23 protein-coding genes are annotated in these 26,779 nt (G+C 45.3%); 6 read left to right on the top strand and 17 right to left on the bottom strand.

All coding sequences use genetic code 11. From position 1 onward, the window contains the following. Positions 1-53: 53 nt before the first annotated feature. The 3 genes from plsX to DTQ70_RS27835 all read right to left on the bottom strand — a co-directional run bounded on the left by plsX (position 54) and on the right by DTQ70_RS27835 (position 1,918). Positions 54-992 (bottom strand): phosphate acyltransferase PlsX, encoded by a 939-nt coding sequence (gene plsX, locus DTQ70_RS27845; RefSeq protein WP_122933848.1) that lies wholly within the window; start codon positions 990-992, stop codon positions 54-56. A gap of 128 nt (positions 993-1,120) precedes the next feature. Beyond that, entirely contained in the window at positions 1,121-1,312 is a 192-nt protein-coding gene (gene rpmF / locus DTQ70_RS27840) for a 50S ribosomal protein L32 (protein WP_028525183.1), read from the bottom strand. A gap of 60 nt (positions 1,313-1,372) precedes the next feature. Further along, positions 1,373-1,918, bottom strand: coding sequence for a DUF177 domain-containing protein (locus tag DTQ70_RS27835; RefSeq protein ID WP_122933847.1), 546 nt, complete (start codon positions 1,916-1,918; stop codon positions 1,373-1,375). A 237-nt stretch (positions 1,919-2,155) separates the two neighbouring features. Between DTQ70_RS27835 and DTQ70_RS27830 the strand changes: the two genes are divergently transcribed. Next, positions 2,156-2,839 carry a hypothetical protein gene (locus DTQ70_RS27830; RefSeq protein WP_122933846.1) on the top strand — a complete coding sequence of 228 codons (684 nt, stop codon included), beginning with the start codon at positions 2,156-2,158 and terminating at the stop codon, positions 2,837-2,839. A 368-nt stretch (positions 2,840-3,207) separates the two neighbouring features. Here DTQ70_RS27830 and DTQ70_RS27825 read toward each other — a convergent pair whose 3' ends face one another. Continuing rightward, positions 3,208-4,674, bottom strand: a complete 1,467-nt coding sequence (locus tag DTQ70_RS27825) for an MFS transporter (RefSeq protein ID WP_122933845.1) — start codon at positions 4,672-4,674, stop codon at positions 3,208-3,210. A 130-nt stretch (positions 4,675-4,804) separates the two neighbouring features. Here DTQ70_RS27825 and DTQ70_RS31005 point away from each other — a divergent pair, with 130 nt between their 5' ends. Further along, entirely contained in the window at positions 4,805-5,389 is a 585-nt protein-coding gene (locus tag DTQ70_RS31005; RefSeq protein ID WP_206019594.1) for a DUF2141 domain-containing protein, read from the top strand. Between the two features lies 1 nt (position 5,390). On the opposite strand, the gene DTQ70_RS27815 is transcribed toward DTQ70_RS31005, so the two are convergent. The 5 genes from DTQ70_RS27815 to DTQ70_RS27795 all read right to left on the bottom strand — a co-directional run bounded on the left by DTQ70_RS27815 (position 5,391) and on the right by DTQ70_RS27795 (position 12,724). After that, complete coding sequence (locus tag DTQ70_RS27815; protein ID WP_122933844.1) at positions 5,391-5,936, bottom strand: DUF2911 domain-containing protein; 546 nt, start codon at positions 5,934-5,936, stop codon at positions 5,391-5,393. A gap of 39 nt (positions 5,937-5,975) precedes the next feature. After that, a complete protein-coding gene (locus DTQ70_RS27810) occupies positions 5,976-8,117 on the bottom strand; it encodes an FN3 associated domain-containing protein (RefSeq protein ID WP_122933843.1) in 2,142 nt (713 codons plus the stop codon). A 93-nt stretch (positions 8,118-8,210) separates the two neighbouring features. Continuing rightward, entirely contained in the window at positions 8,211-9,668 is a 1,458-nt protein-coding gene (locus DTQ70_RS27805) for a DUF1501 domain-containing protein (protein ID WP_122933842.1), read from the bottom strand. A gap of 33 nt (positions 9,669-9,701) precedes the next feature. Then, on the bottom strand, positions 9,702-12,065 hold the full coding sequence (locus DTQ70_RS27800) for a PSD1 and planctomycete cytochrome C domain-containing protein (RefSeq protein ID WP_122933841.1): 2,364 nt from the start codon (positions 12,063-12,065) through the stop codon (positions 9,702-9,704). A 92-nt stretch (positions 12,066-12,157) separates the two neighbouring features. Then, complete coding sequence (locus tag DTQ70_RS27795) at positions 12,158-12,724, bottom strand: Uma2 family endonuclease (protein ID WP_122933840.1); 567 nt, start codon at positions 12,722-12,724, stop codon at positions 12,158-12,160. Positions 12,725-12,822: 98 nt separating this feature from the next. Here DTQ70_RS27795 and DTQ70_RS27790 point away from each other — a divergent pair, with 98 nt between their 5' ends. Both DTQ70_RS27790 and DTQ70_RS27785 read left to right on the top strand, forming a co-directional pair. Next, positions 12,823-13,035, top strand: coding sequence for a DUF433 domain-containing protein (locus DTQ70_RS27790; protein ID WP_122934586.1), 213 nt, complete (start codon positions 12,823-12,825; stop codon positions 13,033-13,035). Further along, the gene (locus DTQ70_RS27785; protein WP_122933839.1) at positions 13,032-14,855 is read left to right on the top strand and encodes an ABC transporter ATP-binding protein; all 1,824 of its coding nucleotides are present in this window, start codon (positions 13,032-13,034) and stop codon (positions 14,853-14,855) included. Before DTQ70_RS27790 ends, DTQ70_RS27785 begins: the two co-directional genes overlap by 4 nt. A 25-nt stretch (positions 14,856-14,880) precedes the next feature. Here DTQ70_RS27785 and DTQ70_RS27780 read toward each other — a convergent pair whose 3' ends face one another. The 3 genes from DTQ70_RS27780 to DTQ70_RS27770 all read right to left on the bottom strand — a co-directional run bounded on the left by DTQ70_RS27780 (position 14,881) and on the right by DTQ70_RS27770 (position 18,709). Then, entirely contained in the window at positions 14,881-16,734 is a 1,854-nt protein-coding gene (locus tag DTQ70_RS27780; protein ID WP_122933838.1) for a glycoside hydrolase family 127 protein, read from the bottom strand. Between the two features lie 193 nt (positions 16,735-16,927). Further along, the gene (locus DTQ70_RS27775; protein WP_122933837.1) at positions 16,928-17,854 is read right to left on the bottom strand and encodes a dihydrodipicolinate synthase family protein; all 927 of its coding nucleotides are present in this window, start codon (positions 17,852-17,854) and stop codon (positions 16,928-16,930) included. Positions 17,855-17,869: 15 nt separating this feature from the next. Further along, on the bottom strand, positions 17,870-18,709 hold the full coding sequence (locus DTQ70_RS27770) for a fumarylacetoacetate hydrolase family protein (protein WP_028525171.1): 840 nt from the start codon (positions 18,707-18,709) through the stop codon (positions 17,870-17,872). A 361-nt stretch (positions 18,710-19,070) separates the two neighbouring features. Between DTQ70_RS27770 and xylA the strand changes: the two genes are divergently transcribed. Further along, the gene (gene xylA, locus DTQ70_RS27765; protein ID WP_122933836.1) at positions 19,071-20,399 is read left to right on the top strand and encodes a xylose isomerase; all 1,329 of its coding nucleotides are present in this window, start codon (positions 19,071-19,073) and stop codon (positions 20,397-20,399) included. 78 nt (positions 20,400-20,477) lie between these two features. On the opposite strand, the gene DTQ70_RS27760 is transcribed toward xylA, so the two are convergent. The 5 genes from DTQ70_RS27760 to DTQ70_RS27740 all read right to left on the bottom strand — a co-directional run bounded on the left by DTQ70_RS27760 (position 20,478) and on the right by DTQ70_RS27740 (position 25,701). Continuing rightward, a complete protein-coding gene (locus DTQ70_RS27760) occupies positions 20,478-20,888 on the bottom strand; it encodes an OsmC family protein (RefSeq protein ID WP_122933835.1) in 411 nt (136 codons plus the stop codon). 101 nt (positions 20,889-20,989) lie between these two features. Beyond that, a complete protein-coding gene (locus DTQ70_RS27755) occupies positions 20,990-22,321 on the bottom strand; it encodes an NCS2 family permease (RefSeq protein ID WP_122933834.1) in 1,332 nt (443 codons plus the stop codon). 111 nt (positions 22,322-22,432) lie between these two features. Beyond that, a complete protein-coding gene (locus tag DTQ70_RS27750) occupies positions 22,433-22,738 on the bottom strand; it encodes a ferredoxin (protein WP_122933833.1) in 306 nt (101 codons plus the stop codon). 3 nt (positions 22,739-22,741) lie between these two features. Next, positions 22,742-24,835 carry a carboxy terminal-processing peptidase gene (locus DTQ70_RS27745; protein ID WP_122934585.1) on the bottom strand — a complete coding sequence of 698 codons (2,094 nt, stop codon included), beginning with the start codon at positions 24,833-24,835 and terminating at the stop codon, positions 22,742-22,744. A gap of 86 nt (positions 24,836-24,921) precedes the next feature. Then, positions 24,922-25,701, bottom strand: coding sequence for an FKBP-type peptidyl-prolyl cis-trans isomerase (locus DTQ70_RS27740; protein ID WP_122933832.1), 780 nt, complete (start codon positions 25,699-25,701; stop codon positions 24,922-24,924). Positions 25,702-25,857: 156 nt separating this feature from the next. Here DTQ70_RS27740 and DTQ70_RS27735 point away from each other — a divergent pair, with 156 nt between their 5' ends. Next, complete coding sequence (locus DTQ70_RS27735) at positions 25,858-26,694, top strand: esterase family protein (protein ID WP_229600025.1); 837 nt, start codon at positions 25,858-25,860, stop codon at positions 26,692-26,694. Positions 26,695-26,779: the final 85 nt, after the last annotated feature.

Raw genomic sequence — 26,779 nt, 5'->3', positions numbered from 1 at the left:
AGTGATTAGGTCTCACCTCTTTACAACTCAGAGGGACGACGATAAAGGTGGTTTCAACTCAATGCTTTGGCAATATGGACATGGATTTGAGCTTCTACTTGTTTGCAAGCCCAGCTAATCATGTTTTTGATAGCCGTTGGTGACGAAATACCGTGTGCAATCATCACATTGCCGTTTACGCCCACGATGCTACTTCCTCCCACCGCTTCGTAGTTCATCTTGTCGATGTAGTCATCTTTGATACCACGCTCACTGGCAACTGTATAGAACGACTCAGCGAGTTTAAATAGAGCATTACCAGTAAAGCCGTCCGTAACGATTACATCGGCCTTGTCGTCAAAAAAGTCCCCACCTTCCATGTTACCAACGAAGTTGATACGCGTATTTTCTTTCAAAAGCTGATGTGCTGCCTGGGCTACGAGCGAGCCTTTTTGCTCTTCTTCACCAATGTTCATCAACGCCACGCGTGGTTTGTCGATGCCAAAAGTATATTGAGCGTAAATTGAACCAATCACGCCAAATTGTTCGAGTACCTCTGGTTTGCAGTCTGCGTTGGCTCCAATATCTAACATGGCAGCGTACCCTCCTTTTTTCTGAGGGACGAGCCCAACAATGGCGGGGCGGATAATGCCTTCAATCGCTTTGATGCTAAATAAAGCGCCTACGTGCATTGCTCCCGTGTTACCTGCTCCACAAAAGATGTCTATATTCTTTTCCTTCAGTAACTTAAACCCAACCGAAATGCTCGAATGAGGTTTTTGGGACAAGGCTTTAGTAGGGTGTTCTCCCATCTCTACTACATCTTCGGCATGTACCACTTCAATCTGCGAGCCTTGGTAACCATACTTCGTTAGTAGCTCGTTTATAATGTCTTGTTTGCCTATGAGTACGAGTTGGACGTTGTTCGGCAAATTGGGAGTCGCCAGAACAGCACCTTCGACAATTGCCTCGGGGGCAAAATCGCCTCCCATTGCATCTATTCCTATTTTCATTTTTCTATTGTAGGTATTGGGTAGAAAGTGGCTGTAAAAATAGTAGATAAGCAATACTAAAAAAGCATTTCACCGCAACTTTCTATACAAGTTGTGATGAAATGCTTTCATATACAATGCTTTATAAACTAGACTTTTGCGTAGCCTTCTACTACTACTTTGCCTTTATAAACCAAATTACCCTCAAAAACGTGGGCGCGGTGCATTACGTGTACTTCGCCTGTTGTTGGGTCAGTAGAAAGTGCCTTGCCCGTCAATGCGTCGTGCGTACGGCGCTTGTCACGGCGTGTGCTTGAGTGTCTTCGTTTGGGATGTGCCATTACCTTATGTCGTTAATTGATTGTTCGTTTTCTATTTATAAATACTTAAAAAAGTGCGTATTAATTGCCTTTCAGCTTTCTTAGGGCCGCCCAGCGTGGGTCTTCCTCATCGGGCTCTTCGGGTGTCTCTTCCTCTGGGGTTTGATACACCAAAACTCCCTCAATTTCATCTTCGTCTTCCAACTCTTCTTCGTCGGTTCGGAACCGAGGATGAAGTTTTTTCATTGGCAACGCCAATGCGATGTACTCAAAAATATGACTAGCGACGTTGATGCGAACCGTATCTTGACGAATTAACTCGATTTCGTCCGAAAGCTGTTCGTTGTGGTCGCCGTACTTGAGAATTAGCCGTTCTTGAATGTCTAAAGGCTCTTCAAACGTCTCAAGACTACGATCACACACTAATTCTACGTTTCCTACGATGTGAAAATTAAGAATCAGCATCGTAGCAGATTTATCCAGCGTCAAATGGGTCTTAAAATGCCCATTTTCAATGAGTTCTTGCTCCAGTTCTTCAAAAAACTCGCTTCTCGACTCAAAATCGTAAACGTATTGCTTCTCTTTTAAGCCGTAAATGTCTATGTCGTACTGTGTTAGCGCTTTCACTTCTCTATCAAAATGGGCTGCAAAGTTAGAATTAATTATTAATATTCACAAGTCAAAAAAAGTTTCTGCTGTTTTTTAAAGGTTTTTTCCAAAAGCCAGCTGCCTTCTTTTCTTCCAACTACATTATAAACCACTTATCCCGTAAATCGTTCCGTTTATCCTAATCGCGCAACTTTTTGGGGTCATTGCTGCATCTTGCTATCGAAATCAGTTCTTAAACTAAACAAATTTATAGCCATGAAAACGTTCATCTTCGCCCTCGCCTTCGCTGCTTCATTCAGTGCTTTCGCTCAAGACTCAGACAATTATTCTGAGAAAAAAAATAACTCCAAAGTATATTATACCAAAGGAGGAAATGCTAGCTTGCTCTCATTTGCCCAAGTTACCCGCGACGGTGAAGAGGTATCTTCTATCCCACGTTTTACCATGTTTGTCAACATTGGTACCAATGCCAACGTCGATTTAGGCAACCACTTGGGCCTTTTTGCGGGTTTAAATTTGACTAACATTGGAATGATTACCGAAGAAACAATCGTTGGCACCGTCAAAACCGACGTCTTTAAATACAAACAACGTGTGTACGCGTTGGGGGTTCCTGTAGGCATCAAAATCGGTGACCTTCGCAAGTTCTATGTCTATGGCGGTGCCGAAGCTGCGTATGCTATTAACTTCAAGCAAAAAACATTTATTAACGGGGAAAAAGTTGATAAGTTCAACGAGTGGTTTAGCAATCGGTCTAACCCTTTTATGCCTGCCGTTTTTGCAGGATTTCAAACCAAACAAGGTTTTGGATTGAAAGTGCAGTATTACCTCAATGATTTTTTGAATCCTGATTTTTCAGAAAATGGCGTAAAACCTTATGCCAACACAGAGTCAAAAATTTTCTTTGTGACCTTAGGCTATAACTTCGGGAAGAAATAGAATTTTGCGTCAGAGACGCGAAGCCTTTTCTGTCCCAAATTGCAGTTTGGGACAAGCGATAAAAAAAGGGGTCTTGAAACTCAGCTTTGAGTTTCAAGACCCCTCTCTGTTTTAACGCGAGCTTTTCAAGATAAGTGCTTGGTTTTGTGCCTCATAGAGGCTTAACATTTGTAGAACAATGAGGATTCATCCAATCTTGTGTGCCGTAGGTACACCACTTGTAAGCGATGTTGTGTACCTACGGCACACTAAAATAAGAAAATAGATCCCTATCACTACAAATAGGTAGTGCCTATAGGCACATTTCTTGAAAAGTTCGCGTTATTTCACTCATTCATAATTCCTAATTCCCTCATTTCTAATTCGTTCTACGCTTTTTGTTCTTTTACCAAAAAACAAGACCCTGCTGCCAGTAGCATACACACACCCGCTAATACAAGGGCATTGCGTGGGTCATCGCCAAGGAGAGTTTTGTAGAAAATGGGTACAGTCAACATACCGATGAATTGAGGCACGCAAATAAAGCCATTGAAAATCCCCATATATACACCCATTTTTTCTTTAGGAACGGCTGCGGCTAGCATCAAGTAAGGCATTGACATGATAGAACCCCACATCAAACCAATAATGGTCATTCCTGCGAGATAGACCATTTTATCGTTGGAAAGTAATGTCATAAAAAAGCCCATCGCCCCAAGAACCAGAAATAATGCGTGCGTTCCGCGCGAGCTACCCACGATTTTTACAATACGAGGAATAAAAAACGAAATCACGGCGCAGGATACGCTAAACATGGCAAAACACAAACCACCCCACTTCGTTCCTTCCTCAAAACCCGTAGGATTAGAAACGGCATCGGGCGCGTTGAACGCGTATTTGGCCACAGAAAGCGATAAATATTGCCACATCAACGGAAGTCCATACCACGTAAAGAATTTCACCCACCAAAGCTGACGCATGACGGTAGGCATCGACGACAAAGGCGCTAAAATTTCTTTAAACACAGGCAGCATCAAAATCAAATAGCCTCCGATTAAAATTCCTAATCCCCACTGAAGCCCCGTTGCCAACCCTCCTGAAAAATAGGCGAATCCGAAGCCCAAAATAGCGGCTCCCACGGCAAGCGATAGGTGCCAAAAGGAAATAGACTTTTTCTCTTCTTCCGTAAAAACGTGTTCTTTTTTATAGTCATCGTTTTCAGGGGGATACTCTTTGGTAGTCCGCATGGTCCAAAATACCGCTAATAAAATAGAAGCAGCTCCAATGTAAAAAGGATAACGTACCGAATTGGGAATACCGTTGGCTAGTTGTTCATCACTGAGCACCATCGAAATGCCTAGCAACGGCAAAATGTACGGCATGAGGTTGGCGAGGGTTTGTCCAAAACCAACAAAAAACGATTGTACGGCAAAACCTACGGGACGTTGTTTTTCGTTGAGCATGTCACCCACAAAAGCGCGGAAAGGCTCCATGGCCGAGTTGAGACCCGCATCGAGCATCCACATCAACCCTGCCGCCATCCATACGGCCGAAGAGTTTGGCATGAGAATCATGGCAAGGCTTCCAACAAGGGCACCTACCAAAATAAACGGACGACGACGGCCCCATTTGGGTGACCAACTACGGTCGGATACTGCGCCAATAATCGGTTGAAGTAATAGCCCTGTGAGTGGGCCTGCAAGCCAAAGGCCAGGGATTGAAGCTTCGTCGGCACCGAGGTATCGGAAGATGGGACTCATGTTGGCCTGCTGTAATCCAAAGCCGTACTGAATTCCCAAAAATCCGAAACTCATGTTCCAAATTTGCCAAAAACTTAAATTGGGTTTTTCTTTCATCACTAGGTTAAGTTTAAAATCAAGTATTTCTGCAAGTATAGACAATTCGCAACGAATTGCAAACCTTCTGGTTTACATTTAAGTTATAAAAATTAGGATGAAAACAATAAACCATCTCCACCGTTATCCCATGCAAAATCTTCTTGTAATTCTTCTTTTTGCCCTGTTTTCAATTCAATCGGCCACGAATAAAATCTCTCGGAATGCTATTGCGAGTTTTAAGCTGGTTGTGAGCAACCAGCTACACGGGGAGAGCAACCAGCCACACGAGGAGAGCAACCAGCCACACGAGGAGAGCAACCAGCCACACGAGGAGAGCAACCAGCCACACAATCAAAACACTATTTCGGTTTCTGTGGATGTATCCAATATTACACAAACGAAGGGAAGCCTTCGCATCGGAATTTTTCGGGAAGGAAATCCTTTTACGGGACCAAAAGCAAAGCCAGATTTCTTTAAAGTAGTACCGATTACCGCAGCAACCACACAGCAAGTGGTCGTGGGTTTACCCGCAGGAAGATACGTCATTGCGGTCTATCACGACCTCAATGACAATGGCAAACTTGATAAAAACTTGGTAGGCTATCCCAAAGAACCTTTTGGGTTTAGTAAGAATTTTAGGCCGATTCTTTCTGCACCAAGTTTTGAGGACTGTGCCATTGAAATCAAGGAAAACAGCCCCCAAAACCGTCAGAAAATCAAGCTCATTGACTAGGTTATTTAAAAGGGACGACCACTTTGGTGATATCCCACTCCAAGACAAGAGCAGGTTGATTTTCGTCAAATGAAATTTCAAATTTTTCTACTGGAATCGAAGATATAGTGACAGGCACATCTACTTGAAGAACGTCTGCACTTTCCTCACGGCTTGCTTCTCCTCCGAAACTTACCCCCCAATCGTACATTTTATTGTTGAAGATAACTGTCCATTTGTCTTCTTGAGGAATCGTCCAAAGGGTATATTTTCCTGCTGGTAGGGTTTTACCTGCAATGGTTAAGTCTTTGTTGGTGGTAAAGGTCGTGGCTTCGTTGGCGCCCGTACGCCATACTTTACCATAAGGTACCAATTCACCAAAAATCTCACGTTCTCTTTTAGAAGGCCGACAATAAAACACCGACACTTCGGTATCGTCTTTTTTGTAATTAACCGTTGCTTCTGGGCTGGCTTTTTTGGTATTTGCTTGCATAAACTTAAATGCAATAAACAACACTACTGCTAGTGCACCAATCACGATGCCTATCCATTTGAGGGCTTTTTTCATAGGTAAAAGGGTTTACGTTACAAATAAAACGATACGTACTCAATTAAAAAATACTTCGTCCACAAACACCCATGCGGGCTGTCCTTTACCGCCGTGCCATTCGGGAAGCTTAGCCACGGGGCGGGCAATCACTTTGATAACAGTATAATTACCTTCCTTCAGCTTCATCTCAATGGCTTCTATTCGAGGCGACTCATCCTTAGTAGGTTGCACAGGGCTCAGTTTTTGCATCAATTGGAGTTGAGTACGGTCGTTTCCTGCCCACACTTCTATCGACGCTGGTGGAAAGATATAGCCACCAATATTTCGCCCAATACTCAACATCGCTGATTTGACGGGCGTTGGTTTATCAAATACAAAAAGTGCTTCCAACGGCTTCTCTCGGTAGCCCAGCCACGCTTTGTTTTTAAAGTCGTTGGCCTCCCCTTTTTTAAAGTTTACCAATGTTCCACCTCCTTCTCCCATGTATTGTGGATTAGGCTCATTGAGCAATTCCACCGTTTTCGGGCGGTATCCTCCTTTGAAAAAAGTGTATTCGACTATATCACTGGCGTACCATTTATCTTTTACAGCGCGTGCTTTTACGATGGTGTAGCCGTTCAGCGCAAACGGTTTTTGATAAGCTGGTGCCGTCAGCGAATCAGGCAAGGTTCCGTCGGTCGTATAACGAATGGTAACACCTTTGAGAGGGTGCTTAAACGAAACGGGAGTTGCGTTGGTTAGAACCAAATTTTCGTTGACCAGTACAGGAGGGTTGAGCTTCAATTTTTCGGCATCGGTAGGTACGTACCCCATTTCAAAGCGAATGGCAGGGTATTGCTTTTGAAGTTCTTTGGCTTCGGCCTCCGAAATAGGGGTATTCCAAATAAACACCTCTTTAAGGGCTGGAAGTTTTGCCAATGCCGCCATGCCTGTTTTTGTCTGTTTCGTTCCTGAAAGAGACAACGACTTCAATTTGGTCAACGATTGCAAATTCGACAAAGTCGCGTCGGTAATATCGGTATTGTTTAACACCAATTTTTCAAGTTGTTCAAACTGCCCGATGGTTTTCAGGTCTTCGTTTTTGACGGGCATATTTGACAAATTCAATGCCACCAACTGGTCTTTAATTTCGGACAATTCCCCCAACTGCTCTTGTTTGTAAGCCTGACGCACAAAGAAATCGGTATGTAAGGCGGGTGAGCCGTTCGCAATCGGAAAAATAACACGGAAAGGAGTGTTTAGCTTTTCAATCGTTTCTTCACTAGCAGGCTCAAAATCGTACTTGGCTACTTGAGTCTCGGCACTTTTTTCATTATTCAAAAAAGCCCTAATGGGATCATTTGCAGCCAACTGCCCCACCTTCTGTTTGGTATTAGCTCCCGCGTTAATCCAAGCCGTTAGTAGGCCAATTTCATCAGCTTCCAACTGCGCTTTGCCTTTGGGTGGCATGTGTTTTTTATCTTCCAATGGCAAATTAGCGCGTTGGATAAGGTGACTTTTTAACGCATCACCAGCTACCCATATCGGCCCATTTTTCCCTCCTTTGAGCAAGCCCGCAAGGGTGGTCATCAACAGCTCTCCTTTGGTTTTTTGTTCGTTATGGCATTGGTAGCATTTGGCTTTCAAAATGGGTTGAATCGCGGCTTCAAAGACAGGGGTGTCGTCCGTAAAAGTCAACTGCGAGGCTGCGTCGGCATTGGGAAACAGGTAATCTTCGCCGTGGGTCAAACTAGCTCCAAAGTGCCCCGTCACAAACATTGCCACGGCGCTAAGCCCCAAAAGTGGCGTAAAAAGACGCTGTTCTTGCGCAGTCTGGTACAAGGCCCACAGCCCATAGCACAAGAAACTCAACCCAATGCCCGTGTATTTGTGCCAACTGAGTACGTCGGCGGTGTAGCCTTCTTCTCTTGACAAAAAGAAACCCATCAACGCCGCTGCTGCGGCCGACAAAGCCGTTATGCCCAAGATAAATTTCATGAGTTTCTCAAAGCTTTCCCCCGCAAACTCCCGCTTAAAAAGCCAAAGTAGCCCCACAATGACCAATAGACCAATGGGCAAGTGCAGCACCATCGGGTGCATTCGCCCGACGGGCTGAAGCCAAACGGGCAGCATGACTTTTTCCTGAAAAATCAATAAAAACAACAATAATACATGAAGACCAACCAGTAAATAAGATAGAAGGGTTTGGAAACGAAACATTTTTTAAGTGTCGAGGTTAGAGGGCAGAATGTCGAATTTTAAGGTCGTCGCTCGAATCCTGCGAGCGACGACTATTAACAGGCTTCCAGCCAATTACGCAATTAGCCCAGGCAATACTTTCCCAGCCAAGTCGGTCAGGCGATAGCGGCGGCCAAGGTGCTTATAGGTAAGCTTTTCGTGATTGATACCCATCAAGTGCATCACCGTCGCGTGAAAATCATTGATATGAACGGGGTCACGCACGATGTTGTACCCAAAGTCATCCGTTTGGCCATAGACCGTTCCAGGTTTTACGCCTCCCCCCGCCATGAACGTGCAATACGCCCGTGGATGGTGGTCTCGGCCGTAGTTGTCTTTGGTTGAAGTCCCTTGACCGTAATTGGTACGCCCAAACTCACCTCCCCAAATCACCAATGTTTCGTCGAGCAAGCCACGTTGTTTCAAATCGGTAATCAAGGCCGCCGAAGCACGGTCGGTATCTTTGGCTTGCAATGGCATCTCTCCTACCATGTTTCCGTGCTGATCCCAACCTTGGTGATACAATTGCACAAAACGTACCCCTGCTTCCGAAAGTTTACGTGCCAACAAGCAATTGGCGGCAAACGTCCCTGGTACCAAGCACTCTGGGCCGTACATTTTTACAATGTGGTCAGGTTCCTTGCTCAAATCTGTCAACTCAGGAACGGCGGTTTGCATCCGATACGCCATTTCGTACTGCTGCACTTTGGCTTTGATTTCGGGGTCGCCAAAATCGTCGAACGCCATGTTGTTCAGTTCTGCCAGATTATCCAGCATTTTGCGGTGCGACGCTCGGTCAGAATTTGCGGGGTTATTGAGGTACAAAATCGGGTCTTCGCCGCTACTAAATACCACACCTTGGTGCGTCGAATCCAAAAATCCGTTGGACCAAAGTTTTGAATACACCCCTTGTCCATTTCCCTTCCCGCGCGATAGCAACACCGAAAACGCAGGTAAGTTTTTATTTTCACTACCCAAACCATAGCTCACCCAAGACCCCATGCTAGGGCGGTTACCTTGTTGCGCACCTGTTTGCATAAAAGTGAGTGCAGGGTCATGGTTGATGGCCTCGGTGTTCATGGTTTTAATCATGCAGAGGTCGTCGGCAATATTGGCAATGTTGGGAAACAACTCGCTCATCCACATTCCCGACTGCCCATGTTGTGCAAACTTAAAATAAGACCCAACCAACGGAAACTTGGCTTGGTTGGCCGTCATTCCCGTCAGGCGTTGTCCCATCCGTATCGAGGCGGGGAGTTCTTCGCCTGCCATTTTATTGAGCAACGGCTTGTATTCAAAGCTTTCGTACTGAGATGGAGCCCCGTTTTGGAACAAATAAATGACTCGTTTTGCCTTGGGTGCAAACTGAGCAACCCCCAAAGGCAGTTCTTCAGAATCATCACCTGCCCCCTTAAACAAATCAGGAACAAGCAAAGACCCCAGCGCAACACTACCAATCCCCGCCGCCATTTTTCCCATAAAATGCCGACGGTTGACATTCAGACGGCTTTCAAAAAATTCGTTCTTATTCATAGTTCTAATGAATTGTTGTGTGTTCGTGCCCAGTTATTTCATAATCGCCTCTTCCAAGTTATACATCATCAGTATGGATTGCATAAGGGCTGCTACCATAGGACGATTAGCGATTCGTGCTTGCGGACGTTCTCCTACACTCAGCAGTTTCGCGGCCTTTTTGGGGTCTTTGGCAAACACCGATTGCTCACTTTCAAAATATTTTTCAAGCACACTGAGTTCTTTATCTTTTCCAGTTCGGCACACGACGATGCGAAATGCTTTCTTGATTTTGTCTTCGTCAGGTATTTTCTCAAGGGCTAATTTCTCAGCCAAAACCCTAGCCGACTCCAATACAACAGGGTCGTTGAGCATCACCAATGCCTGAAGTGGCGTGTTGGTTCGCGAGCGTTTCACCTCGCATTGGTCGCGGTTCGAAGCGTCAAAAATCAACATCGACGGCGGCGGCACCGTTCGTTTGATAAAAACATACATTCCTCTTCGATACAAGCTATCGCCGTGGTCTTGGATATAACTTTTAAGACTTCCTCGCCCCGACGTCGCTACTTCCCACAAGCCTTTTGGCTGGTAAGGCTTTACACTTGGCCCACCAATGGCAGGGCTCAACAGCCCACTTGTTGACAGCACAAAATCGCGCACTAACTCCGCCGAAAGTCGCATTCGGGGGGCACGAGCCAATAGCACATTTTCAGGGTCTTTGGCCAAATGTTCCTTCGTAATCACGGCCGACTGTCGATAGGTCGCCGACATCACGATTTGTTTTACCAAACGCTTAATATTCCAATCGTGGGTACGAAAATCCACTGCCAACCAGTCTAACAACTGCGGGTGCGAAGGTAACTCTCCTTGCATTCCAAAATCACCAACAGTTTTGACAATGCCACGCCCAAAGAACTCCTGCCACACCCGATTCACAAACACTCGCGCGGTCAGTGGGTTTTTGGGGTCAAGCATCCACTGGGCAAGCCCGAGGCGATTTTCGGGGTATTTTTTGGTATCAAAAGGGAGTAAAAATTTTGGCATTTGAGCCCCAACCACATCGGTCGGCTGGTCATAATTACCACGGCCCAACACGTGCGTTTTGCGCAACGTATCCAAATCTTGCATCACCATTACCGTCACATCGGCAGTATCGGTTTTATTGACAAAGGTCAGAATACTCTTGACATCTTTGGTCGTCAACTTGAGGTTTGGAGGATCGGCAAAGGAAGCATCAATGGTTCCTACTAAACCTTTTTCGGGCACTTGGTTAAAGAAGGCAAAAGCACTGTAATAATCTTTTTGTAGAATGGGGTCGTACTTGTGGTCGTGGCATTTGGCACATTCGTAGGTCAGTGCCAAAAACGTTTTCCCAAACGTATTGGTACGGTCGGTTACGTATTCGATGCGGTATTCTTCGTCAATCACCCCACCTTCTTGCGTGATTTTATGGTTACGATTAAAGCCCGTTGCCAGCAATGCCTCTTTGATGCGCGGATCGGCGGGATTGCCTTTCTGGCGTTTTACAATCAAATCCCCCGCAAGTTGCCACGTCAGAAATTTACTGTAGCTATAATTTTGATTGAAGGCATGAATCACCCAGTCGCGCCACGGCCACATGGTCCGTAGTCCATCGTCTTGGTACCCGTGCGAATCGGCATAGCGAGCGGCATCTAACCACGGAATCGCCATTTTTTCACCGTAGTGTTTTGAACTTAGCAATTCGTCCACTACTTTTTCATAGGCATTGGGCGACTCATCTTTCAAAAAACGTTCCTGTAATTCAAGCGAAGGCGGAAGACCCGTAATATCCAAAGCCGCCCGTTTCAAAAGCCGTTCTTTATCGGCTTCCTCGTTGGGCTTTAGGCCATTCTCTTCCATTTTAGCCAACGTAAAATAGTCGATGGAGTTTTTAGGCCAAGCATCGTTGTCAACGCTGGGCAATTTTGGTCTTTCTGGCGCAATAAACGCCCAGTGGGGTTTGTATTTAGCGCCTTGTTTAATCCACTTTTCAATCAGCGCAATCTCGTGTTCGTTCAGTTTGAGGTTGGATTCCAAAGGCGGCATAATTTCAGCCGTATCTTTGGTGATAATGCGTTGCCATACCGCCGACTCGTCGGGTTTTCCTGGGACAATCGCATGAAGTTTGGCATTGTCTTTCAGCGCGGCGTAGGCGGCTTCTTCGGTATCTAAACGCAAATCAGCTTCGCGCTTATTGGCATCAGGGCCATGGCATTTAAAGCAACGATCCGAGAGAATAGGTCGGATGTGGTAATTGTAGTCAACCTCGTCGGGAACAGTCGCCGCCGACGTACTACCTCCATTCAGAAAGCAAGCAGTAGTTACACAACTGACCGCCACGCCCACTCCTATTAAAAGCCTGTTTTTGAACAGATAAGCAAGTATTTTTCGATTCATTTTCACGATAAAGGCAGGAACAGTTTATAATAAGTACAAATATATTTTAAAAAATATTAAAAACTGTTTTCTACTCACTTTTCGTGAATGTTTTAACCGAACATCACCTTATGATAAATGTCGGCCAAAGCTATTGAACATTCTCCGATTTGAAGCGTAGTATCGTTTTCATTATAGGTATGACTTAGCCACTCTGCCTCGCTCAACTTTTTGATAACTTCCACTTTCTTCTTTTTAGATGACACAAGTACATATTCCCGAAACGAAGGAATTGTTTTGTAACAATCGAATTTCTCCAGTCTATCGTAGGCTTCGGTAGAATCGGATAAGACCTCAATAATGATTTCAGGATTCTCCAACGCATCCAACCCATTCGGCGCTTTCTCATAAACGGGTGTTTCACAAACAATTACCAAATCAGGAAAAACATATTTTTGACATCCTTCAATTTTGATAAGTTGGTCGCTGGTAAAAACGAAGCACTCTCCTGACCTAAGGCAGCCCTCAAGAAGATAAATAAGATTCGCTGCTATCCGATTATGAGCAGGCTGGGCACCTGCCATCGCAACTACCTCACCTGCATGGTATTCTAGTTTGACATCAGATTTTTGAAGTAAATCAAAATATTCTTCAACAGTGACAGAAGTGGAGGTTTGCATAGGTCTATGTTTTTATCAAAAATACGGAAAATGATACATTATGTATGATTTTCAATCACTATCTTTATTTAGTAACTTTGGCAGCAAAATACAAATGTATGGAGACTACTTTCTTGACTCGCATTACGTTAAACCCTACGATTGGGCACGGGAAACCTACTATCCGAAATACTAGGTACTTGGTAGAAGGGTTATTGGAATACCTTGCAGCGGGCGATAGCATAGAAGATATTTTACAACAATTTCCTGACTTAGAACGTGAGGACTTGTTGGCCTGTGCATTGATAAAATTGATTTACACATCTAAATGAAAATTTACTGGCGCATTTTACAGTACGCCCGCCCGCTTAGCCGATACGTTGGGCCGTACTTTTTTACCTCTTTATTGGGTAGCTTGTTTGGGGTACTCAATTTTACACTGATTCAACCTTTACTAGATGTTCTTTTTGGGAAAGCAAAAATTCCGTCTCAACTGGTTTTTCCCTCGTTCCGTTTCGACGCCGCCTATTTGGTCGATTTGTTCCAATATTATTTTGGACACGCCATTCAACAATACGGCAAACTAGGAGCGTTGCAATTTGTCTGTGGAGCTATTTTGTTGTGCGTTTTTCTGGCAAATGTCTTTAAATACCTTTCAATACGAATCATTGAAAATTTTAAAGCGCACACCGTAGCCCAGCTGCGCCAAGCGGTCTTTGACAGTGCCATTCGTTTGAGCCTTTCGTTTTTCTCCAACGAGCGTAAAGGCGACCTCATTTCCCGCGTTACTACCGACGTCCAAGAAATCGAAAACTCGCTCGGAAGGGCGTTTAGTGCGTTATTTAAAGAGTTGTTTACGCTCATTTTTTACTTCGTGACGCTCTTTGCCATGTCGGTCAAACTGACTTTTTTTACGCTCATCGTCATTCCTCTTTCGGGAATTATTATTGGAACATTAGCCAAAAAGCTCAAAGAATCGGCCTCGGAAGTGCAGCAGCGTTTGAGTAACATCATCAGCGTCCTCGACGAAACGTTTGGCGGGATTCGAGTGGTGAAAGGTTTTAATGCCGAAAAAGTCATTCGTCGCCGTTTTGAAGAAGAAAACCAAGGCTATCGTCACGCGTTATTGCGGATGGTATTTCGTCAAGAATTGGCTCCTCCGATGTCGGAATTTATGGGAGTATCGGTCGTAGCGGGAATTTTATTGTACGGTGGCTCAATGGTTCTTTCTGACAACTTTGAGCTTTCGGCCTCTACCTTCGTGACGTACATCATTATTTTTTCACAGGTGTTACGGCCTGCCAAAGAGATTTCTAACGCCATCAGTGGCATCCAACGCGGAGTAGCGTCAGGCGAGCGCATCATGCGTTTGATTGACATGCCTTTGGAAGTCCAAGATGCCCCTAATGCTCAAGAGTTTAAGCAGTTTAACGCATCAATTGAAGTAAAAAATCTTTCGTTTGAATACGAAAAAGGAGTTCCTGTATTACAAAATATCTCTTTTTCGCTTCAAAAAGGAAAAACCGTTGCGCTTGTAGGCTCTTCTGGCGGGGGAAAATCGACCATTGCGGATATGATTCCGCGCTTTTATGACCCTACCGAAGGGAAAATTTTGATTGATGGACTGGATTTACGCTCCATCACCACAAAATCGCTACGCGACCAAATGGGGATTGTAACGCAAGAGTCGATTTTGTTTAATGATACCATTTTCAACAACATTGCTTTTGGCACCGAGGCCACCGAAGCCGAAGTGATGGCGGCGGCTAAAATTGCCAATGCCCACGATTTTATTGTGGAACAACCCGATAGCTACCAAACGGTCATCGGCGACCGAGGCACCAAACTTTCAGGTGGTCAACGGCAGCGTTTGAGCATTGCGCGGGCGATTTTGAAAAATCCACCGATTTTAATTTTGGACGAAGCGACTTCGGCCTTGGACACCGAATCGGAAAAATTGGTGCAAGAAGCCCTGACCAATTTGATGAAAAACCGCACGACCTTGGTCATTGCCCACCGACTCAGCACTATTCAACATGCTGATGAAATCCTGGTATTAAGCGGTGGAAAAATCATCGAACGCGGCACGCACGACGAGCTTTTGAAGGAAGAAAAAAGTTTTTATCGGAAGTTGAGCTTAATGCAAAGCTAAACTTCCGATACTGAACCGTTTGCCGTTATTTCCCCTTCCAGTCAATCCATACCTTCATGCGGCCTGCTTGGCGGTTATCCCACGCATAGTAGGGAATCAACGTGAAGTTATCGCTTCCGTTTTGGGCCTTAATCGTAGTGACTCCACCGAGCAAAGCAGGCTCAAATGCCGTTGTAAATTGGGTTTTGGGCGAAAGCACCATTTGGTCAAAATCCAAATGACGGTTGTCTTGCTCTTCAATGCAATACACAAGCGGACCACGCTGAATGGCCCGTTTGCCTACGTTGGCTTGTACGCGCGGGTCGGCTGCTACGACTTTGACGGGCATTTCCATGCGAAGTTTGAGAATGTCATTTTTTGCCCATGTGCGCGCAACTGTCACGTAGCCTTTTTCTAAATTGAGATTAGGAATCATTTTTCCATTAACCTCCACGGTATATTTGTCACACCAAGCAGGGATGCGTAATTTCATTCCAAAGTCAACTTTGCTGCTGTCGGGAACAACTTTAAACTCTACTTCACCCGCCCAAGGGTAGTTGGTTTTTTGGGTAAACTTCACTTTGTTATTTCCCAATTTCACTTCAGTAGTGCTGCCAACGTACAAATTCACCCACAGGGTATTCGCCGAAGTGTTGTAAATATAGCCTCCTACCGACGGCATCAAACGTGAAACGTTGCTAGGGCAACAAGCTGTGCCGTACCAAGCTTTGCGGTGGTGCATCCCAAACGAAGCCAGTGGGTTGACATAAAAAAACAAATTTCCCGTTAGCTGCACACCTGCCAATGCACCGTTGTAAAGCGAACGTTCGAGCACATCCACGTACTTCGACTCTCCCGAATAGAGGTTCATACGTTGATTCCAAAAAACCATCCCTACCGAAGCACAGGTTTCGCAGTAGGCCGATTCGTTGGGAAGATCATAATCAACCGTGAACCCTTCGTTTTTGGTCGAAGAACCAATACCGCCCGTGACGTACATGTTTCGCTCTACAACATCGGCCCAGACGCGTTCGAGGGCTTGGGTGTAGCCACGGTCGCCCGTTTCGGCAGCTACGTCAGCCATGCCTGTGTAAAGGTACATGGCCCGAACGGCGTGGCCTTTGATGTCGGTCATTTCACGGACAGGCACATCGTCTTGACAATAGCGAGCGCCATCAAAATTTTTATCTGTCCAAATCTGCCCGCGACCGTTTCCTTTGCCGCGTTGCTCAATCAGCCAATCGGCGAGTTTGAGGTAACGGTCGTTTTGGGTCGTATGGTAGAGTTTCACCAGTGCCAACTCCAATTCTTGGTGACCTGTTACCCAAGGTCGATTTTGAAGGCGAAACGTCGAATCAAAATGATTGGCAAATCGAATGGATACATCGAGCAATTTACGTTTTTGGGTAGCGTCGTAATAGGCCACCGCCCCCTCTATCAAATGCCCTAAGCAGTAGTCTTCGTGCTTTTCCATGTCCGTCCAGCGTTTGTCGAGTCCCTTGAGCGTATAGTACGTATTCAAATAACCATCGGGAAGTTGCGCCGCCGCAATTTTCTCAATCCACTCGTCGGTTTTGGCTTCTAAGGCTTTGTCGGGCGTGGTTTTGAGGGTGTACGCAATGCCTTCAATGACTTTATAGACATCCGAATCGTCGAAATAAATGCCTTTATGCTGCCCGCTTCGTTTGGCTGCATTTTCAAAATTACGGATACGAGCCGTTGAGTCTTCGGTGTAAGTCATGCACACGGGGAGCGTCGCCGAATGCACTTTCTCAATTCGAGGTTTCCAGAAAAAATCATTGACCGTCACCTGAGAAAAATTAACGGGTACAATTTGCCGCTGAGCCAACGCACTTACGGCTCCAGCCATTGCGATGATGAAGTAGAGAAAAGATTTCATGGAGAGGTAGCTAGTTTTACTAGGAAGAAAAGCGCAGAGAAGGGTATTTTTAATGGCTATCAGTCATTGTTTGGTGAAAGACAGGCAAAAAAAATGCCAGCCCTAATAGTGGCTGACCGTGAAGGTGTTTTAGTAGATATTCCTGCAAATCTAGAATTAAATCCCAGATTTGCAGGAATACCTACTAAAATATTTAGCTAATTCCCAGTTCTTTGGAAAGTGCCTCAACGCGCTCATAGAGTGCATCTACTTCCGTTTTTACTTCTGCCGTACATTCTTCTACCTTGCGACGGGTATAAAGCGAAATCGGGAAACCGCGTTTTTGTAAGTAGTACTTAGCAACCGTAGGATAGGCATAATGGATGACGGGCATGGTCTCAATCAACAACTGCTGAACGCGGGCAATGCCTGCTTGCTGGGCAGGGTTGTTATAGTTTGCGCATAACCACACAATAACCTCTGGGAAGAAATTCCCTTGAATACACGATAACCCTGCTGAACCTGCTTGCAACGATGCCACGGCGTGCTCCATGTAGGCATCATATACCCCAAAACGCTGCCCTTGGGTGGCGGCGATTTTGCCTTTTACATTGTCAATGTCGAGCGACGTATCTTTGTGGTAAACCACCCGCCCCGTTGCGGCGAGTTCTCCCAAATCTTTGGCCGTAACGAGACGTTTGTAAGGAACAGGACATTCGTACAGTCCATAAATGACGCCTGGCGTTAAGTGAAGAAGCTCGTTCATTCGCTCCATAAACACCTCGTCCGATTCGTTGGCATCGGCCAACAAGCTGGTAATCACAATAACTGCTTGAATCCCCGTGGCGTAAATTTTCTTGGCAAATTCAGCCTGTTCGGCAATCGGCCCGCCAAACGTTCCTGTCGCAACCACGGGCACGCGGCCATTGGCCACCTCCACTACGTGACGTGTAATGGCAAGGCGTTCGTCTTCGCTGAGTTCATACATTTCTGACGAGAGGCAGTTGGCAAAAAGACCCGCTGCTCCTGCTTGTAAATACAACTCAGTAAGTTGGGTCAAACCATCGAAATCAATCTCACCATTTTCTTTAAACGGGGTGAGCATCACAGGGATAAAGCCCTGTGGGAGTGTATCTTGCATATAGATTGGTGTATTTTAAGCTTTAGCAAACGCAACGGTGTTTGTCAACTGACCAATTTTATCAATGCGGATGTTGACGACGTCGCCTACTTGAAGGGTAAACTCATTGGAAGGCACAAGGCCCGTTCCTGTCATTAAGAAAACCCCCGTCGTGAAGGTATTAGAACGAAACAAATAGCTCACCAAATCTTCAGGGCGGCGTTTGAGTTGTTCGAGGGTGGTACGGCCTTCAAATACTTTTGCGTCATTCCGTAAAATTTCAATGTCGATGGTGGTCGTAACAGCCATTGGCTCGGCGGGTACGTACAAACAAGGCCCCAACGCGGCCGAACCGTCATAGACTTTGGCCTGAGGCAAATAAAGTGGGTTTTCTCCTTCAATACTACGCGAACTCATGTCGTTTCCGATGGTGTACCCAACAATTTTTCCCGTTGATGTCGCAAAGAGCGTCCATTCTGGCTCAGGTACGTTCCACGACGAATCAGGACGGATATTGACCGTGCCACCGCTTCCCACTACTTTGTGAGCAAGGCTTTTGAAAAACAACTCAGGACGTTCGGCATCATATACTTTGTCGTAGAAGGTATCGCCTCCTGAGTCTTTTGACTCTTCCATCCGCGCAATTTTACTGCGATAGTACGTCACCCCCGACGCCCACACTTCTTGCGTTCCTACGGGAGCCACAATGCTGCTTTCGTCGAAAGACGCTTCGGGAGCAAGACTAGCGATGGTGGTTCGCAAATAAGCGTGCAAATCGTCGCGGTTGATAAGTTCGTCCCAAATAAAGGTTGGGATTTTATAAAATTGGCCATCAGCCTCGGCATAAAAGCCATTGGTGGTACGATAGAGTTTCATAGAATATTTTTGGGTTCTCTCGGTCAAAAGAGACTTTGCTCAATAAATTACCATACTTGGATTTCTTTACTACGCAGTTTTAGGTAAAAAAGACTACCAAAACTCGGTCAGAGTTGTGTATAGAAGCGGCAGTGTTTCTATTTTTTTTGTCTTTTTTTATATACACATAATAAAGTTAATATGCTGTATGATAGCCTATTGACGGTTTTTTGATGGTTTGAAAAAAGATTGTTAAGTGCAAGTTTAAATACAAAATTGTCAATTTGACAATTATTTTCTTTTTTTGCATCAGTAAGAAAGCAAAATTCGCTCTTTTAGTAGTAATTACGCTTTCGAAAAAACATTTAAACTAACTTATTTTATGTCAGTTACACTCGGAAATTCCGAATATTTCAAGGGCATCTCCAAAATTCAGTTTGAAGGTCGCGATTCAGACAATCCGCTTGCTTTTAAGTGGTACGATGAAAACCGTATCATTGGCGGAAAAACCATGAAAGAACACTTGCGTTTTGCCGTAGCTTACTGGCATACGTTCTGCGGAACAGGCGCTGACCCCTTTGGCCCAGGAACAAAAGTATTTCCTTGGGATGCCAAAGCAGATGCCGTAGAGCGTGCCAAAGATAAAATGGACGCGGCATTTGAGTTTATTACGAAGCTAGGAGTACCTTACTACTGCTTCCACGATGTGGATTTGGTGGACGAAGGGCCAAGCATTTCGGAGTACGAACGCCGTATGCAAGCCATTGTGGACTATGCAAAAGGCAAGCAGCAAGCAAGTGGGGTAAAATTGCTTTGGGGTACGGCCAACGTATTCTCAAACCCACGTTATATGAACGGCGCATCGACCAACCCTGATTTCAATGTGGTGGCTCATGCGGGCGTACAAGTGAAAAACGCCATCGACGCAACGATTGCGTTGGGTGGTGAAAACTACGTGTTCTGGGGCGGTCGTGAAGGCTACATGAGCTTACTCAATACCAACATGAAGCGCGAATTGGATCACTTAGGGCAGTTTTTGACAGTAGCTCGTGATTATGCTCGCAAAAATGGTTTCAAAGGTACGTTCTTCATTGAGCCTAAGCCTTGTGAGCCTACCAAACACCAATACGATTACGATTCGGCAACCGTGATTGGCTTCTTGCGCCAGTACGGTTTGGAGAAAGATTTTCAATTGAACATCGAAGTAAACCATGCTACATTGGCAGGACATACTTTCCAACACGAGTTGCAAGTGGCCGCCGATGCGGGTATGTTGGGTAGTATCGATGCCAACCGTGGTGACTACCAAAACGGCTGGGATACCGACCAATTCCCCATTAATCTAAGCGAGTTAACCGAAGCGATGTTGGTGATTCTTGAAGCAGGGGGGATTACCGCAGGAGGTATCAACTTTGATGCAAAAACTCGCCGTAACTCTACCGACCTCGACGATATTTTCATCGCTCACATCGGTGGTATGGATGCGTTTGCGCGTTCGTTGGTGATTGCCAACGATATTTTGGTAAAATCTCCGTACAGCAAACTTCGTACCGAGCGTTACTCTTCGTTTGACAGTGGCGCTGGCCAAGATTTTGAAGCAGGAAAACTAACGTTGGAAGACCTCCACAGCTATGCCGTGGCCAATGGCGAGCCGAAGCTAATCAGCGGTAAGCAAGAATTATTTGAAAACATCTTGAATCAGTACATTTAATCATTGATTCAACCCACCTCATCTTAACAAGTGCAAAACGCCAGCGGAAAAATCCGACTGGCGTTTTGTTTTAAAGGACTACACCAATTCTGCGTCCATGGTAATGTCGGTATTCAACAATTTTGAAATGGGGCAATTGGCTTTTGCATTTTGAGCAGCTTCGGCAAATTGCTCAGCCGTCATGCCTGGTACACTTGCTTTTACCGACAAGTGAATGTTAGGAATGGCACCGTTTTCAAAAGTAACAGTAGCCTTGGTATCAATGTTATCAGCTGTTAGACCATATTCGCCAATTACAAAGCTTAATTTCATCGTAAAACAACCCGCGTGGGCTGCCCCGACGAGCTCTTCGGGATTGGTACCGATGCCATCAGCAAAACGCGTGTTGAACGAATATTGCGTTCCGTCTAATACCGTGCTTTGCGTTGAAACCGTTCCGTGGCCTTCTTTACCACTTCCTTGCCAGTTGGCAGATGCTGTTCTTTTCATAGTTCTGTTGCGTTTGAATAAAATTGAATGGATTGAAAAATAGAAAGTCAAATGTAGTCAGGAATCGCTATTTTTTGTCATTAAGTTATTGAGTGGAAAAATCAATGTCCCCAAATCAGTGAGCCAATGGCAAAAAGGTTAATCACCCAAAGTGTTGGAGAAACGTCTTTCATTTGTCCTGTCATCGTTTTTAAAACACTCCAACTCACGAAACCAAAGATGATGCCTTGCGTAATAGAGTAACTAAACGGAATCAGGACAAGAGCGAGCAAACAAGGGATGGCCTCATCCATGCGCGACCAGTCGATTTTGGTGACGGGTTTCATCATAAATGCGCCCACAATCACCAAGGCAGGGGCAGTGGCAATGCTAGGCACCACCGACAGCAAAGGCGATAAAAACATGAAAGGCAAAAACAAAAAGGCGGCGATTACGGCGGTTAGACCTGTACGCCCTCCTTGCTCTATCCCCACTGCCGATTCAATGTAAGCAGTGCCTGGACTTGTCCCCAAGACCCCCGCTAGTGTAGTAGCCACGGCGTCGGTTAGTAGCGATTCTTTGATGTGGCGTGGGTCGCCGTTTTCGTCGTACAAATCAGCGGCTTCGGCCACTCCTACGAACGTCGATAAGCTGTCGAAGAGGTCGGTGAAAGCAAAAGAAAAAATAACGGGGAACAGCGCCAGGCTCAACGAACCGCCTAAATCGAGTTGAAACAAAAGGCTAAAATCGGGCGAAGCAAGCACGCCATTCCAGTTGACGAGGGCTTTTTGTCCAAAATTAATCGCTGACGCATCACCCCACCAACGACCAATGGGAATGGCCAAAAGGGTGGTCGTAATGATACCAATGACAATCCCCCCCGTGACGCGTTTGGCTACCAACACCGCCGTTACTAGCAAACCTACTAAAAACGTAACCAGTACAGGGTCTTTGAGGTTACCAATCCCAACGAGCGTAGCAGGATTACCAACGATAAATTTGGCATTTGTAAAACCAATCAAGGTAATAAACAAGCCAATGCCCGACGAAATGGCATATCGCAAGGGCTTCGGAATGGCCTTGACAATGTGCGTACGAACGTTGAAAATGGATAATATCAAAAACAATACCCCCGCCCAGAACACTGCACCAAGCGCCGTCTGCCACGCCACACCCATTCCTTTAACGACGGTAAAGGTGAAAAAGGCGTTTAATCCCATGCCTGGCGCAACGAGCAACGGGTTTTTGGCATATAACCCCATCATCAAGCTACAAAAGAACGACAGCAAGACGGTCGCCGTCAGGACGGCTCCAAAGGGCAAACCTGCTTGGCTTAGAATGGCAGGGTTAACGACGATAATGTACATCGTTGCCAAAAATGACGATACCCCTGCGATGGTCTCGGTACGAAGGGAAGTTTGATGATGAGAGAGTAAAAAGTAACGTTCGAGCATGAAGAGGAGGCGAAGGTTTAAGCGTTAGTAAAAATAAGAAAGCCATTGCAGAAAGTAAAGTTTTGAAACGTTTACTAGCCTGCAATGGCTTTCAAAAATCAAAAGAACGGCTTAGAATGGAAGTTTTAAGCGTTCGACTGGGATGTCATTTATCAAGTGACTTTCCACGATTTCTTCGACGTCAGACAACTGGACATTCCCGTAAAAAATACCTTCAGGATATACCACTAAGGCAGGTCCAAAAGCGCATACATCGAGGCATCCTGCTTTTTGAGCACGGATATCAATATGGAGACTTTTTTCTTTCAACGATGTCTTGAAGGCATCTACTAGGGCCGTTCCGTGTTCGGCGCCACAACATTTTTTGCCACCATCTTTTTGGTTAGCGCAAATAAAAACGTGCTTTTTGTATTTCATAAGTTAGCGTTTGGCCATCGAAGGTGACTTCAACAAAGTGATGTAGTCGGCTAAGATGCGCTCAGTTTCAATCATGTAAATATCTTTTTTCTTCTTGTCGGCGGGCTTGGTAGCTACCGTACCTTCGTCGTCATCCTCCTCTTCAGTTTCCAACTTTTTCAACGCCTGACGTTTCTTTTCTGCTTCTTCACGCTCTTTTTTACGTTTGGTTTCTTGAAGCGAAACAACGGTATTTTCGCGGGCTTTTCTGAAAAGTTCAAGTTCTTCCGTAAAGGTTTTCAACTCAGGCTCATTTTTGAGGCGTTGTTGGTATTTTTCCCGCAGCTTTTCAACTTGTTTTTCGTTCAAGTATTTTGTCAAATCATAACGAGCCGTAGCGATTTGGTCCCAAGGCAGAGCCGTTGGTTGTGAACTTTCGCCGTACTCAGCGGCACTAAACGCCGACGGGAACTCAATGTCAGGTGACACGCCTTTGCGCTGCGTGCTGCTACCGTTGATACGGTAAAATTTCGCAACCGTAATGTTGATTTGGCCCAATTTGTCGGGATCTTTAATCCACTGGTTCAAGTCCACCATGGTTTGCACCGTACCTTTGCCGTAGGTTTGTTCGCCCAACACAATACCACGTTTGTAGTCTTGAATAGCCGCCGCAAAGATTTCGGAAGCAGACGCACTGAAACGGTTGGTAAGTACTGCGAGTGGCCCGTCGTAATTTACTTCGGGATTAAGATCCGATTGAACCTCCGTTTCTCCCGTTTGTTCACGAACTTGCACTACAGGCCCTTTTGAAATAAACAAACCAGTGAGTGAAATAGCTTCAGTAAGCGAGCCACCACCGTTGTTACGCAAGTCTATCACTATACCTTCTACGTTTTCAGCTTTGAGTGAATCCAATAGCTTTTGTACGTCGCGGGTAGTACTTGCAAAATCTTTATCACGTTTGCCAGCACTCTCAAAGTCACGGTAAAACGATGGAATCTGAATAATTCCAATCTTATAATCGTGCTTGTTTTGAGTAATGGTAACCACTTCCTTTTTAGCCCGAGAAGTCTGCAAATTTACTTTTTCGCGCGCCAAACGGATTTCTTTTGGGGGATCGCTTGGAAGGGCATCCGCCGCTAAAACTTGCAAACGAACAACCGTTCCTTTGGCTCCTTTGATTTTTTTCACGGCATCGTCCACGTACCAACCCACGATGTCTTCGTATTTTCCTTCGTCGCCTTGGGCTACCCCGATGATACGGTCATCTTTTTTCAAGCGCTTGTCTTTGAAAGCAGGTCCACCTGGCACTACTTCTACTACTTTGATGTAGTTTCCGTCTTCGCGAAGGACCGCACCGATACCCTCAAGGGCTTGATACATATCTTGCTTGAAGCGGTCAGAATCGGCAGGTGAAAAATACCGCGTGTGCGGATCAAGCACTTCGCAGAAAGCGTTCATGTACATTTGGAACACTTGCTCACTGCGGAAACGGCCTAAGTTACGCTCACGGTTTTTGTAGCGGTCTTTGAGTAAAGTAACGATAGAAGAATCGGGTTTGCCCGAAATTCTAAGCTCAAGTGCCTCGTTTTTAATCAGTTTACGCCAAACTTCATTCAACTCATCGGGAGTTTTAGCCCAAGCTGCTTTCTCGCGGTCGGTATTGAATGATTCATCGACCATAAAATCAAAAGAAGGCTTGGTCAATAGTTTATCAATGTAAGCACTACGCTCGCGATAGCGTTTTCTAAACGTATTGTACATATCGTAAGCCGCGGTTAAGTCACCATTACTAAGCGACTCATCCAATTGGTTACGGTATTTTTCAAACGACTGTACATCACTCGCTAAGAAATAAAGCTTTGCACGGTCAATCTCATTGAGATAGTTCTCATACATTTTATTCGACAACGAATCGTTGAGACCAAATTTGCGGTAATGGTATCCCGAGAAAATTTTGGTCACGTACGCCTCCACCTTTTCTTGGGTAATGGTAGGCTTCAAGTCGTCGTCACTAATGGCAGAGGGGTGAGAAGCAATCACTCCCCGCGAGCGAGAATCATCAGGTTGCAGACCAAGCAGCAACACTGGAGCTAAGGCGATTAATAGGCTTTTCATTTTCATAAACTGATTTATTGACTTTAGTGTGGCGACTTCTAAAACCAGCCTTGCGAGTGGATGTCAAAAGCGACAACCCGCTAAAATCATTTAACTATTTCTAACAACTCTACTTCAAAAACAAGGGCAGAATACGGTTTGATGGTTGGGCCAGCCGAACGCTCGCCGTATGCTAAGTTATAAGGAATAAACAATTTCCATTTCGAGCCCACAGGCATCAATTGAAGGGCTTCTACCCAGCCTTGAATGACACCACCTACAGGAAACTCGGCAGGTTGGCCACGTTGTACTGAGCTATCAAACACCGTTCCGTCAATAAGCGTACCGTGGTAATGTGTTTTTACGGTGTTGTTGGCCGTTGGTTTAGGGCCGTCACCTGCTTTCATAATTTCATACTGCAAACCACTAGGAAGTGTAACTACGCCGCTTTTCTTTTTGTTTTCTTCCAAAAACTTTTCGCCAGCTAATTTTACAGCTTCGTATTTTTTGGCTTCTTCCGACTGCTGCTTGGCTTGGAGTTTGTTAAAGAAATTGCCAAGAATCATCTGTGCCTGAGAATCATCGAGGTCGGTTTTGCTAGACTTCAACACATCCTGAATGGCTTTAGAAAGTAAGCCAACGTTGATTTTATCAAGTCCTTGCCCTTTTAAGTTTTGGGCAATATTCATACCTATACTATAAGCAACGGAATCTAACTCATTGGTCATTTTTAAGCCTGTCGCAGGTTTGCCTGGCGTAGCAGTTTTAGCAGGTGCAGCAGTTTTGGCAGCAGGTGTAGCAGGTTTTACGGGCGCTTTCTTGGTTTGAGCAAATGAAACAACGGTTGATGCTACTACCGTGAGGGTCAGCGCGATGGGATACTTCATGCAATTAGAAAAATTTGGGATTAAAATCAATTTTTGATAGTTTTCGTAAATAAACGCAAAAATGTCCGAAAAAAGTTTGGAAGAATGAATTATTTGAAATTAATACCCCATATTGGGTTATTTGTATTTTTGTTGCCTTTCAAAGCTTTTATCTAATTGGAACACTTCATTACTCCTTCTGAACTGGTCGTACAACACGACACAACACTTCATTCGCAGCATTTGCATCGCGGCATTGTCATGGACGTGGTGTTACCGCCTCACTATGAGGCAACGAATACGGCCTATCCCGTATTGTACATGAACGACGGACAGGATTTAGAACGCCTACAAATGGTGCGTGTACTAAGTGAATTGTATCACCAGCAACAAGTACCTCCTTTTATTCTTGTAGCAATACATTGCGGTGAGCGCATTCAAGAATACGGCACGGCAGCCCAAGCCGATTACAAACACCGTGGCGCAAAAGCAGGTGCTTATACTTCATTTATATTAGAAGAGCTTCTTCCTTACATCAAAAACCACTATCGGGTTCTGACAGACCCGCCGCACACGGTCTTTTGCGGGTTTTCGTTGAGCGGCTTGTCGGCGTTTGATATTGTGTGGCATCATCCCCAAGTCTTTGGCAAAGCGGGGGTTTTTTCAGGGTCGTTTTGGTGGCGGCAACGAGCTTACGAAAATCATTACGACGACCACCAAGACCGCATTATGCACCGTTTGGTGCGCGAATCGTCGGTAAGGCGAGAGCAATTTAAAAAAAATGCGCCCACTTTTTGGTTCCAAACGGGCACCGACGATGAGAAAGACGACCGAAACCACAACGGTGTCATTGATTCTATTGAAGATACATTAGACCTTGTAGCCGAGCTCGAACGAAAAGGGTTTCGATGGGGCAAAGAAGTACGTTATGTAGAGGTAAAAGGTGGGCACCACGACCAGGCAACCTGGTCACGGATAATGCCCGATTTCTTGCAGTGGGCTTTTAGTAACTAAGTCCACGACCTTTGCTTTAACATGATTTTAATTCTTTTTTCATGCTGTATTAATAGTCAAGTAGGTGCTTTGTGAGCGCAAACAA

Origin of the sequence: Runella sp. SP2 (assembly GCF_003711225.1) — a bacterium.
Lineage (GTDB): Bacteria > Bacteroidota > Bacteroidia > Cytophagales > Spirosomataceae > Runella.
Note: the sequence above shows the minus strand (reverse complement) of the source record. Positions and strands in the feature narration are given on the sequence as shown.